Here is a 12506-nt window from a genome sequence, read left to right as displayed (position 1 = left end):
TGCACTCACCGCCTATCTTCCGTTTTTGGAATCACCCTGATCGTTGGAATTCGAACCTTCACCAGGTTTTCCTAATGTGTTACGCATTTGAGTATCCGCTTCAATATTTTTGAGATTCATGTAATCCATAACACCAATTTTCCCACTACGTAAAGCCTCTGCCATTGCAAGTGGTACTGCGGATTCAGACTCAACAACACGCGCTCTCATTTCCACAACGCGCGCTTTCATCTCTTGTTCTTGGGCTACAGCCATTGCACGACGCTCTTCTGCTTTCGCCTGAGCAATTCGCTTGTCAGCTTCTGCCTGCTCGGTTTGCAGGAATGCACCAATATTTTTACCAATATCCACGTCCGCAATATCAATGGACAGGATCTCAAAGGCAGTTCCAGAATCCAGTCCTTTGGACAGGACTGTACGAGAGATCAGATCCGGATTTTCCAACACGACTTTATGCGTTTCTGCTGAACCGTTGGTACTTACGATCCCTTCACCGACACGGGCAATGATCGTCTCTTCACCGGCACCACCGACGAGTCGGTCAATATTCGCACGAACTGTAATTCTTGCTCGAACTTTAACTTCAATACCATCTTTTGCCACCGCAGATACAACAGGCGTTTCGATAACACGCGGGTTAACACTCATTTGGACCGCCTGTAATACGTCACGACCAGCAAGGTCAATCGCAGCAGCACGTTCGAATTCAAGTGGAATGTTTGCACGCTGAGCAGCAATCAGAGCGTTTACAACACGGTCAACATTACCACCCGCCAGAAAGTGACTCTCCAGTTGGTTCATGGTTAAATCAAGGCCCGCTTTTCTTGCTTTAATCAGTGGATTTACGATCCTGCTAGGTGTTACACGTCTAAGTCTCATCGCTACCAGTGTAATAATACTTACGCGTACGCCGGATGCAATCGCTGAAACCCAGAGCATAACCGGGAAAAAGCTGAAGAATACGCTCAATACGATAATACCTACTACCGCAATGAGCAAAATCGTAATCATAGATGTGTCCATTGTTTAATTTCCTCCATTTGCAATTTGAATTTGATAAAAATATTTGAGAAGACACTCTTGAGTCCGCTGCTAAATGAAAGAATGCACCACCTCGCTGGCAGCTTCAGCTACGTGGTTATGTACATTGCCGAAGCGTTAATGCGCTTCGACAACAGAGCAAGTTACACCGGTAAAGCTTGCTGAACCACAATCCGGGTACCTTCCGCTTTAATCACAATAATCGGGGTATCAATGGGAATAAAGTCTCCATCCGATACAACATCAATTCGCTCACCCTCAAACATCGCTGTTCCAGAAGGCCGAAGCGGTGTGAGACTGATGCCTTGCAGTCCAATCAACTCTTTACGCTCGGTAGCGGATGAGTATCCACGCTCAGCTGACAGACTGTCACTCAGTATGAATCGATTCCATATCCCTCGATCTTTAAACAGTACTGCAATAATCGCAATCACTACCAATGCTGCTCCGAAAGCGATACCCAGGGAAACGAATGCATCACTCGTATCATAAGCAGCCCTCACAACACCTGCAACAAGCGCAATTGATCCCAGAATACCCAAAATACCCATACTTGGTATGAACATCTCCAAAATCATCAAGATGAGTCCAACAGTGAACAATACCCACGTCTCTGCTCCTGCAAAACCGGCAACGTAATTTCCTGAGAAATACAGGACAAAACATACAATACCGACAATACCAGGTACTCCGAACCCAGGAACGATCAATTCAATGGCCACACCTGCGATTCCGAGGAACAACAATATGGTCATGACAACCGGATTGGTAAGAAAGGATGAGATGTTCTCTGCTGTCGTCCGTTCTACCTTAAATACATCATCCTGGCTGTAACCGAGCCACGTTGCCGCTTCTTCCGGTGTGTTGCTGATGTGGTCGGCATAACCAACTTTCAGCGCTTCTTCAGCCGAGAGAGCAATAATTTCACCTTTTTGCTTGGTTTTATTGATCTCTGGCATTTCCACAACCATGTTAACATCCGTCATTCCAGCTGCAATCTTGCCATCACGACCACTGATTTCAGCCGCTCCCTGCATTTTGCTTTTCCAAAATGCAACAAGCTTTGGATCATCAACATGTTTACCCGTACTGTCGACCATTGCTGCCGCACCAATCATACTGCCTGGTGACATTACGATCTTATCTGCATTCAGAGCCAGAAAACTCCCGGCTGAAGCAGCATCTCCACGAACAAATGCAACAGTCTCAATCGGACTGTCCTTGATTAGGGTACCCAATGCTTCTGCAGTGTCGACACGGCCTCCCGGCGTATTGATATCAAGAACGATCAGGCCAGCATTCATCTCTTCTGCTTGCTTGAACCCGCGTTCCATGAACTTGCCAAGTCCCTGCTCGATTGGTTTATCAACCGGAATAATATATACGGCGCCACTCTTCTCAGCTGCATGCGCTGACGGTGATCCAATCCAGACAGGAAGCAACAGCGTCAGCAGCATTAAGAGCATCAATGGCCCCGTAAGCTTCTTCCGGCGCTTTCCCTTCACAATAGTCCCCCCTTTTCCATTAATGTTATACTGTCCAGCTTATGGTATTTATTACGTGCAATGCAACATTTCGTTTCAAAATCTTAAAATTATATTTGAAAACTCGATCAATTGCAAGAATAAAAATCCATAATAATATATATTAACCATTAAAAAGAAATCTCATCATCCCAAGGACATCATGCCTTCTGATAAATGGAAAAAACACCTCCTGACAAGTCAGAAGGTGTTTATTGATTTGCTTTATTGCAGAAATTGTTGAACTGCTTGATTTACCAGTTTGCCGTCCGCTTTGCCTTTAACTTTCGGCATAAGGGCCGCCATGACTTTCCCCATCTCGGCTTTCGAAGAAGCACCGGTTTCCTGGATGGTCTGCTGTACAATAACTTTAATTTCTTCTTCGGTAAGCTGTGTGGGAAGGTACTGGATGAGTACTTCAATTTCCGCTTTTGCATTTGCCGCGAGATCTTCACGGCCCGCTTTGTCAAATTCTTGGAGGGCATCTTTGCGCTGTTTGATTTCACGACTCAGGATATCAAGCACTTCGTTGTCATCCAAATCTCTTTTCAAATCTATTTCAAGATTCTTGATCGTCGAACGAATCAACCGAATGTTGGAGAGTCTGAACTTGTCCTTACTCTTCATCGCTTGCTTCATATCTTCGTTCAATCGTTCGCTAAGATTCATGTAATTAAAATCCTCCTAAAACTTTCTCTTACGAGCAGCCTCGGACTTTTTCTTGCGCTTTACGCTTGGCTTCTCATAATGCTTACGTTTCTTCACCTCAGCCAATACGCCATCTTTAGCGATGGAGCGTTTAAAACGACGAAGTGCAGCATCAATAGTCTCGTTTTTGCGAACTTTAGTTTCAGACACCAGTTTTCCCTCCCTCCGACCAGACCGTCCAAGAGCAATAACACGGTTCATCATCTTACATTATAGGCGAAAGATAATAAAGGTGTCAACCTCAATGTAATGATCACTTATTTGAATCCATTTTATAACTCAAAGGTATTATGAAATGAATTCATTATATAAGCATTTGGTCACACATTCGTGGATTTAATGCATATGACTAAATCCTCAATATCAGTACCCATTAGCTCGTTTATTTGTGAGAATCGGACAGACTTGTCAACACGCCAAGTCTGGTACCACCCAACAAATGGTAATGCAGATGATGAACGGTTTGTTCTCCATCCTTACCACAATTGTTGATTAATCGATATCCTGTTTCCTCCACGCCAAGACGCTTCGCAGCTTCTTGAGCAGCCAGATGAATCTCGCCGATCAACGGCAGATCTTCTGCGGTAACTTCATTCATGGAAGAAATATGTTTCTTCGGAATGACAAGAACATGTGTCGGTGCAGCGGGCTGGATGTCATGAAAAACGATAACATGGTCATTCTCCAGTACTTTATTGGAGGGAATGCTGCCCTCTACAATTTTGCAAAATAAGCAATCCATAGTTCATACCCTCCTTTGTATTCCAGTGTATGTATTCCCCTCTATCATACTAAAAGTAAAAACCCACGTCCAATCTTTAGACACACAACCAGGTATTCTAGGTCAACTCTCCATCTATCATCAAGCCGAACACTATACAACATTGGATGTATACCAAGCTCTTTTATCGAAATATGGTTTTATCACGCACTTTTCCCAATTAAACAAATATGTATGGTTAATGACACACAAAAGGAGATTGGTTAATTTGACCGTTTATCAACATGTACAGGAACTTATAGGTAATACACCTCTGCTTGAATTAACTCGTTATCCATTACCGGAAGGAATCCGCCTGTTCGCCAAACTGGAATTCATGAATCCCGGAGGAAGTTTGAAAGACCGGATCGGCAAGTTTTTATTGGAGAAGGCCTTGGCACGAGGAGATGTTAAACCAGGTGGAACAGTGATCGAAGCTACTGCAGGCAACACAGGAATTGGTCTTGCAATGGCGGCTGTAGGCCTGAATTTAAAGGTCATTTTCACGGTACCTCAGAAGTTCAGTGTTGAGAAGCAGCAGTTGATGAAAGCCCTTGGTGCTACGGTCGTCAACACACCCACATCCGAAGGAATCACTGGTGCCATACGCAAGGCGGAATCGCTGGCGAAAGAAATACCGGGTTCGTATATTCCAGGTCAGTTCTCCAATGCAGATAACCCACTCGCACATTATGAACATCTGGGTCCTGAGATTTGGCGTGATCTGAACGGACAGGTGGATGTATATGTCGCCGGAGCCGGGTCTGGCGGAACTTTCATGGGAGTATCTCGCTATTTGAAGGAGCAAAAACCGTTAATTAAAACATGTATCGTAGAACCCGAAGGTTCGATACTCGCAGGAGGTCCATCGGGACCACATCGCACAGAAGGAATAGGGGTCGAATCGTTATCTTCTTTTATGGATGTGAGTTACTTTGATGCCATTCATACGATCTCAGATGAAGATGCCTTTGAGCGGGTCAAGGATCTGGCCTTGTTGGAAGGTTTACTGGTAGGAAGTTCCTCAGGTGCAGCTATGCAAGCCGCATTAAACGAAGCTGTTCACGCAGCTCCCGGAAGTAACATCGTCGTTATTTTCCCGGATAGCAGCGAACGGTATTTAAGCCAAAATATCTATAATGGAGGACAATGAAATGAGACCAAAAACCAAGCTGATTCATGCAGGTATTGTTGGTGATCCACACACTGGAGCAGTGAGTGTACCGATCTATCAAGTAAGCACGTATGAGCAGGAATCGGTTGGCGTACACAAAGGATACGAGTATTCACGAACAGGCAACCCTACCCGTCATGCGTTGGAAGAAGTCATTAAAGAGCTGGAGGATGGCGTTCGAGGTTTTGCTTTTAGTTCGGGCATGGCTGCAATTCACGCTGTACTGTCTCTGTTGAAAACTGGAGATCACGTCATTCTAACGGATGACGTATACGGCGGGACCTATCGCATTTTCACCAAGGTGCTGAATCGTCTGGGGATCGAGTCTACCTTTGTAGATACCACCTCACTACAAGCACTGGAAAAGGCTTTGCAATCCAATACAAAGGCCATTTATGTAGAAACACCTACCAATCCGTTACTCAAGGTCACCGATATTGCTGCTGTAGCGAAATGGTCAAAACAACATGAATTGCTGTTCATTGTGGACAACACGTTTAGTACGCCTTATTGGCAAACCCCGCTGGCTCTGGGAGCGGATATTGTACTACATTCTGCAACGAAATATATCGGTGGGCATAGTGATGTCGTGGCAGGACTTGCGGTTGTCAACAGCGAGCAACTTGGTGAAGATCTGCATTTTATTCAAAATGCAATTGGCGCAGTTCTGGGACCTATGGATTCCTGGCTGTTAATGCGAGGTCTTAAAACATTAGGATTGCGGATGGAAGCGCAAGAGCGCAATACAGAGCAGCTTGTGACATTTCTGAATCAGCATCCAACAGTGAGCAAAGTTTATTATCCCGGACTGCCCGACCATCCGCAGCACAAGCTTGCTTCCATGCAAGCGAGAGGATATGGCGGTATGGTTTCCTTTGATGTAGGCAGTGCTGAAAAAGTAGATGACGTGTTTAGCAAAGTCCGTTATTTCACATTGGCTGAAAGTCTGGGCGCGGTGGAAAGTTTAATCTCTGTACCTGCCCGAATGACGCATGCCTCCATTCCTTATGAACGTCGGCAAGAATTGGGGATCACGGATGGTTTGATTCGTATCTCCGTTGGGATCGAGGATGTTGAAGATTTACTTGAGGATTTGAAATCTGCATTAAGTTAAGGGCATTTTGAAGTCCGTGCTGGCTGATGCTCGCGAACGGGTAGTTGACGATTTTCCAAGGAACACAGGAAGTCTTATTTGATGTTCAGGCCCTCATTGGAAATTATAAGGAACATCAGGCACGTTATTTCCCAAAATAACCTCAAAAAATGCTGAAAACGGCTCTTTATACGGTTATAACGTGTCTCAGATTCCTTAAAATTTTGGCGGGCGCTTCAAAGCCTTGAATAAGATGCCTCAGATTCGTCAGCATTCACACATCATGCTTTGCTCCTCCAATCGTGGGCAAGAGGACAGCATCGATTCACACGAAGCGAAGCTTTTTATGGAATAGAGAATTAAAGCTATGCGGTGTCTTGATCGTTAGCTTGCACATAGGCACGTTCTCGCAAATTCAGAGGATGCGGTACGCCTCTGCTGCGGACACGTTCAGGTCAGGTTCTGCTTTCAGCAAGTTTGAATATACGTTATGTGCTACCCGTTTTTATTCGCTCTTACACTAATTAGGTTCAAAAAAAGGTCATACCTTACAGAAGTTCGCTTCTGCACAGGCATGACCTTTTTAGATATTCGGTATGTTGCCCGTTGTATTGCAATGACTGTTGCGATACATCAGGCTGAGACTCTGTATGTGATAAGACCTCTCTATTTCATGCTGTACGGTACCATGAATGAAACATCCATCCTCAGATTGTTATTTTCAAGATTTTCATAGGATGCCCATAGGGTACATAAGAATGTGTCACTTGCAGTTATGACTGTTTTTTCTAATTTCAATAGTACGGTAAAAGAGTTAACGCTGTAAGCGCAAATAACGGGAGCACCAGCCGGTTAAAACGTCTACGGCCATAACCATAATACGGATAAGGTGTAGGGTAGCCGTAACCTGGATAAAATCCGCGAGTATGACCTATCGGATAGTTTGCTCCAGGCATTGCATTTGGAGCCCAGTTCGCATGATTCACCATGGCTTCCGGTCCAACGGGAACAGCCAGGTAGATCATTTCGTCATCCACATTTTCCATAATACCATCATAGTGCATACCGTCATTCATCTGTACACATACATAACGGTGCATGTGTTCCTTACATATTTTCTTTGCTTCCACTTTTTCCACTTGCCAACGCCTCCCTGATTCAGCTCTTGATCACCTTTTCATGGTATTCAGAACTGGGCGAATTGACACTACTGACGAAAAAACACAAAAAAAGAAGCACCCCGTGAGCGGCTTCCTTGGAAGTCTGCTGCGCGGACATCTATTCAGGAAACGTCCTGATCAGATGTCCGCCGGGGTACTTAAATAAAGTTTGTCGGCTTAACTGTAGTATAACAGCGGGATGAACCTGTATCTGTGATGTAACTCACTCCGCTAAGTTATCAAATCAAGAAAAGAAATATTTTTACAAAAATAATATTCCGTAATAGTGCGTGTTTAATAGGCACCATTCGTAATCAAAAGCGGACTTTATGAACAACCTCTAATATTCATTTTGCTTGGACTATTAGAGGCGCTTCTATGATCTATATTGCTTACACATTGCCCTCTACAGAGTCTCCAAGACCACACGTGAGCCGTTTCCGGCCTCACCTGCCGGAATCACCACAAGTTTGCGCGGCAAGCGTGCACGCAGTTCAGGCACGTGACTGATTACACCAACAGCCAATCGGTCGTCATGCAATTTTTCCAGAGACGTAATGACGGTATCCAACAGCTCAGGGTCAAGTGTACCAAACCCTTCATCCAGGAAGAAGAATTGAAGTGGGTACTGACCTCGCAGCTGAATCTGGGCCGACAGTGCCAAGGCCAGTGACAATGAGGTCAAAAACGTCTCGCCACCTGACAACGTTGAAACCGGTCGTTTGACTCCCCCGTTGGCATCATCACAGATTACAAAACCACCACCGGAATCCACCTCCAGTGAATAACGCTGTTTGGTCAGGAAGCGCAGACGCTGAGATGCCGCATGACTAACCTGCATCAGTTGCTCTTCGGCAATATACTCAACAAAAGCATTACCTCTGAACGCGGATTGCAATTTGCTGAGCAGTTCGCCTTGACGGCTTACCTCCACCCGCTTGTTCTCCAGTTCGGTCCAGCGAACATGTCGCTGCTCCACATCCTCCAGATCACGTTCTGCACGTGCTTTAGAACGAAGGGCAGCCTCGTCCTCAATTCGGACCTGCTGCAAACGTTCGGTGCAGGCTAACCACTGTTCCTCCGATACGACAGCACCACCCAGCTTTTGTTCCAATTCACGCAACTGGGATGCCAGTTCACGCTCACGTTCACGGTGCTGCTGGATCTCCCCTGCCAGTCGCTCTGCTTCCTGTGAAGGAATTGCCGCGGATACAACAGCATCATCCGAGTCAAACGGAGATTGTTCCAGCAATTGCTTCCACCGTTCCTGTGCCTGTTGCAGGTGTTCTGTGGCCGAGGCGGCTGCCTGTTGAGCCATAACGTCTTTTTTAGCTGATTCCTGCTTCAGCGTGTCCGCTTCTTTGAAGCGTTGTACCGAGTCCGAAGCTGTTTTCCGCAGTCCATCCAGACGAGCCTGAGCCGCAGTAATCAGATCTTCTACCCGTTGCTCCCCAACCCACTGGCGCAAGCGTTCTTCCTTCTCGGCCAGCTGTTTGCTATTGCCCTGCCACTCCGTTTGCCACTGAATCAGTTGTTTGTCCAATTCCACCAGCTTCTGCTGGAGAGATTGAATGATTTGGTCTTTTTCCTCAAGGAACGTCACGCTTTTGTTCAGACGTTCCTTGATGTCTTCGGCGCGCGCATCGCGCTCCTGCATCGCCTGATAGAGGGCCTTGGCCTCCTCCTGAGCGATGCCCGGCAGTTCCGCGGCCCAGCGGCTCTGCAAGGCATCCGCTGCGGCCTCGCTCTCGGCCAGCTTGCGCTCCGCCTGGGCGAGCCCGGCACGGCCGGCCTCTTGCGCAGCTGCCGCTTCCATGCGGCGCTGCTGCGCGCCTACAGCCGCCTGCTGCAAAGCGGCGGCTTCGGCCTGGAGCGGCGCTGCTGCGGCAGCCAGCGCCTGCGCGGCTTCGCGCAGCGCAGCGGCACGCGATGCCCAGCCTGCCGGGGAGCGCCCGTGCTGGGGCGACCCGGCGGGCTCGGGCTCCGCTGCCGCAGGCGCGGCCTCGGCTGCGGCAGGAGCTTCGCCGGCCGCAGCGCCAAGCTGCGTCAGCAGGCTGCGACGTTCGTGCAGCTGCTGGCGCAGCCCAAAGCGCAGCTCCTGCAGCTCCGCGTGCAGGCTGCGCAGCAGTTCCAGGTCCGCGTCGCCTGCGTGCGGACCTTCTCCCGGCGGCGCAGCCGGGAGCGGGTGATGCGGCGAGCCGCACACCGGGCATGGCTCGCCGTCACGAAGCTCGGCGCGCAAAGCGGAGGACAGCCGGTGCAGCTCCTGCTCACGCATCGTGCCACGCAGCTGTTCCTCCGCAAGGGCCAGCAGGCTTTGTTCGCGGCTAATATCCTGCTCACAGGCAAGCAAGGCCTCAAGACCTGCTGACGCCTGTTCTACCAGATGCTGACGCTGATCACTCAGGCGTTTTTCTTCCTCAGCCGCCGCCTTCAGCTTGTCGGCTCCCTGTTCTGCCGATTGCTTATAGGCTTGCATGTCAGCTTTATTTTGCTGCAACTGCTCCGCGGCAGTATCCACACGATGTTTCAGTTCTAGCGCAGCTTGAAGTTGCCTGCGTTCCTCTGACTTCACTTCATTTGGCTTGAGGCTCTCCTGTAGTTCCTCTCGCCGTTTGCGTCCGCGCTGTTGCAGTTCCTTTTCTTTCTCAAGCTGCTGTCCCAGCGCAGTCTGTTCGCTCTGCCCCTGTTCCAGCAACTGCGCGAGGCGCGAGCAATCGGCTTGAAGTCCGTCCCGTTCACGTTGCAGCTCTTTCGCTTGTTCGAGTTGCTCCAGGCGCAGCAAAAGTTTCGGTTCTTCCTCAGTCATTTGCTTACGTGCCGTCTCAGCCTTCTCCGCTTCCTGAACAGCCAGACGCTCATGTTCCAGTGCTTGCTGATGAACTGTCTCGGCGGCATCCTGCCGCTGCTTCTGTGTAGCTGTGGCATCTCGAACCGTCTGCAACGCAGGAAGTATTGCATCTGCCACAACGGATTGTTTCAGCCGTTGTTCGCCTGCCTCTATCTGTGGTTCCAGTTCTTTCAGCTTCTGCTGTTCATCCGCCCGTGCCTGCCGTTCGTTACTTAACTCACGAATTTTGCCCAGTTGTTCAGCTTTCTTCACAGCTTCATCCAGCGCTTTGCGGGACAATTCAGACTGCTGAACAGCGGTTTGAAGAAGCCGTTTCGTTTCTTCCAACGTCTCCTTACTGGCATTGCCCAGTCCCTGTTGCTCCGCAGCAAGAGATTGGTGAACCATATCATTATCCTTGATCCGCCGACTTAATTTGATGGCCAACTGGTCCCCATACTTCTCCAGATGGAATAATCGTTGCAGCATCTGGCGACGTTCACTGCCTTTGAGTGACAAAAACTCGGCAAACTTTCCTTGCGGAAGCACCACTGCCCGTGTAAAATCATCCATCTTTAAACCGATCACATCTTCGACACAGCGATTCACATCTGCTAATTTGTCGGCAAGTACCTGTTCTTCGCCATTAACCGTCTCTATGAATTTGCTGATCGTGTTACTCACCGAAACTTCATTATTTCGTTTGAAACGTCGCTCTACCCGGAACCTCCGAGTGCCTTCCGCCGACATCAGTTCAAATGTAAAAGCAACCGACAACGAATCCTCTGCATGATTCATAATGCCCTGCGTACCGTTCACCGCGCGTTCAACTTTTCCGTACATGGCGAGTGTGATGGCATCAAGCAAAGAAGATTTACCACTGCCCGTTGGACCGAAAATACCGAATAGCCCCGTTTCCGTCAGCACGGTAAAATCAATCTCCTGCATCTCCCGATAACTTTGCAGTCCGGCAACTTTTAATAGAATTGGCTTCATCTTTCCTCGACCTCCTCACGCACACCCGGCTCGTCTTCATCCACAAGTTCCAGGAAAAGCTGTACTAGGCTGTCTTCCGGCTGTGCACCACCGGTCTGACGCTGATAGAATTTACGGAACAGTTCATGTACAGGTAGCTCGGATCGTTGCTCCAAAAGTCCTGCTGCAGCCATCTCGGGATACACGGGGCGTATGTGAATGATACCTTCATGTGATTTTCGCAGCTGCTGAATCTCCTTCAGGGACATTGCCTCGTCCAGCCACACTTCCATGTCGATAAAAGCCTGCGGATCACGTCCCTCGTCCAGCCAGCGATATACTTCTGCCAGACCACCCCGCGCCTGCCAACGCACAAGTGGACGCCCGGACGTTAACAAAACTTCTTCTACCTTTGCAGCTCCACCCGGTGCCAGATCAACCATCGTGACAGACTTGCTTTGCCCCGCTTCCGAGAAGCTGTAGGCCAGAGGAGAACCGCTATATCGAATCACACCGTCTCCTTTGACAGCCTGTGCACGATGAAGATGCCCGAGCGCTGTGTATTGCGCACCAGTCGATAAAGATGAAGGGTCCACCGTGTAGGCCCCACCGATCTGAATCGGACGTTCCGAATCACTCTCAAGTCCGCCAAGCACATAGATATGGCTCATGGCCAAGTTCACGGTATCCGGGCGAAAAGAAGCAGCCAGACGCTGCATTAACATACCCACCCGTTGACTGTATGCCTGACGAAGCACATTTTCGTCCCCATCCGTGGTCAGCAATTCATTCAATCTCGCTTCAGAAGGATAAGGTAATGCGGCAATCTGTGCAATTTCTCCGGTTCGCTTTGCATGGATGGTCACCGCTTCTGAAGTAGGCATCCCTACGAGTGTAATGCCCTGCCTGTTCACAAGTGGAGTTACAGAAGCTACGCGTTCTGGCTGATCATGATTCCCTGCAATCACCACAAGAGGTCTTCCATGCTCCGTCAGACGCGCTGCCGCTTCATAAAAAAGTTGTTCCGCCGCTGCGGGAGGATTCACCGAATCATACACATCTCCGGCCATCAATATGGCATCCGCCTGTTGCTCATCAGCGACCCTGACGAGTTCATCAACGAAATCTTCCTGTTCACGCAGTCGGCTTCGTCCTTCCAGCGTTTTTCCCAAATGCCAGTCCCCTGTATGCAAAATACGCATCGTCCGTTCCACCCCTCTGCCATGTGATATCCATGGTTTT

Annotated in this window: 10 protein-coding genes; 2 read left to right on the top strand and 8 right to left on the bottom strand. The window is 48.6% G+C overall.

Features of this window, described 5'->3' with window-relative positions; translation table 11 throughout:
- Positions 1 to 12 precede the first annotated feature (12 nt).
- From floA to PAEAM_RS06470, 5 genes are all read right to left on the bottom strand, one after another.
- Positions 13 to 1023 carry a flotillin-like protein FloA gene (floA, locus tag PAEAM_RS06490; RefSeq protein ID WP_100527032.1) on the bottom strand — a complete coding sequence of 337 codons (1011 nt, stop codon included), beginning with the start codon at positions 1021 to 1023 and terminating at the stop codon, positions 13 to 15.
- A 161-nt stretch (positions 1024 to 1184) separates the two neighbouring features.
- On the bottom strand, positions 1185 to 2507 hold the full coding sequence (locus tag PAEAM_RS06485; RefSeq protein WP_100527635.1) for an NfeD family protein: 1323 nt from the start codon (positions 2505 to 2507) through the stop codon (positions 1185 to 1187).
- 282 nt (positions 2508 to 2789) lie between these two features.
- Positions 2790 to 3233: a GatB/YqeY domain-containing protein gene (locus tag PAEAM_RS06480; RefSeq protein ID WP_017687237.1), complete on the bottom strand. Its 444-nt coding sequence runs from the start codon at positions 3231 to 3233 to the stop codon at positions 2790 to 2792.
- A gap of 15 nt (positions 3234 to 3248) precedes the next feature.
- Positions 3249 to 3422 carry a 30S ribosomal protein S21 gene (gene rpsU, locus PAEAM_RS06475; RefSeq protein WP_005547957.1) on the bottom strand — a complete coding sequence of 58 codons (174 nt, stop codon included), beginning with the start codon at positions 3420 to 3422 and terminating at the stop codon, positions 3249 to 3251.
- A gap of 232 nt (positions 3423 to 3654) precedes the next feature.
- Positions 3655 to 4014: a histidine triad nucleotide-binding protein gene (locus PAEAM_RS06470; RefSeq protein WP_076288086.1), complete on the bottom strand. Its 360-nt coding sequence runs from the start codon at positions 4012 to 4014 to the stop codon at positions 3655 to 3657.
- A gap of 247 nt (positions 4015 to 4261) precedes the next feature.
- Here PAEAM_RS06470 and PAEAM_RS06465 point away from each other — a divergent pair, with 247 nt between their 5' ends.
- Positions 4262 to 5185 (top strand): PLP-dependent cysteine synthase family protein, encoded by a 924-nt coding sequence (locus PAEAM_RS06465; protein WP_100527031.1) that lies wholly within the window; start codon positions 4262 to 4264, stop codon positions 5183 to 5185.
- Between the two features lies 1 nt (position 5186).
- On the top strand, positions 5187 to 6320 hold the full coding sequence (locus PAEAM_RS06460; RefSeq protein ID WP_100527030.1) for a bifunctional cystathionine gamma-lyase/homocysteine desulfhydrase: 1134 nt from the start codon (positions 5187 to 5189) through the stop codon (positions 6318 to 6320).
- 773 nt (positions 6321 to 7093) lie between these two features.
- Here the strand turns inward: PAEAM_RS06460 and PAEAM_RS06455 are convergent.
- The 3 genes from PAEAM_RS06455 to PAEAM_RS06445 form a co-directional block, all read right to left on the bottom strand.
- A complete protein-coding gene (locus PAEAM_RS06455) occupies positions 7094 to 7438 on the bottom strand; it encodes a hypothetical protein (RefSeq protein ID WP_036674796.1) in 345 nt (114 codons plus the stop codon).
- Positions 7439 to 7865: 427 nt separating this feature from the next.
- A complete protein-coding gene (locus tag PAEAM_RS06450) occupies positions 7866 to 11285 on the bottom strand; it encodes an AAA family ATPase (RefSeq protein WP_100527029.1) in 3420 nt (1139 codons plus the stop codon).
- Complete coding sequence (locus PAEAM_RS06445; RefSeq protein ID WP_100527028.1) at positions 11282 to 12466, bottom strand: exonuclease SbcCD subunit D; 1185 nt, start codon at positions 12464 to 12466, stop codon at positions 11282 to 11284. The genes PAEAM_RS06450 and PAEAM_RS06445 overlap by 4 nt, the downstream gene beginning before the upstream one ends.
- Between the last annotated feature and the right edge of the window lie 40 nt (positions 12467 to 12506).

The sequence above is a fragment of the Paenibacillus sp. GM1FR genome, from assembly GCF_002803315.1.
In the GTDB taxonomy this organism is placed as follows: Bacteria; Bacillota; Bacilli; order Paenibacillales; family Paenibacillaceae; genus Paenibacillus; species Paenibacillus amylolyticus.
Note: the sequence above shows the minus strand (reverse complement) of the source record. Positions and strands in the feature narration are given on the sequence as shown.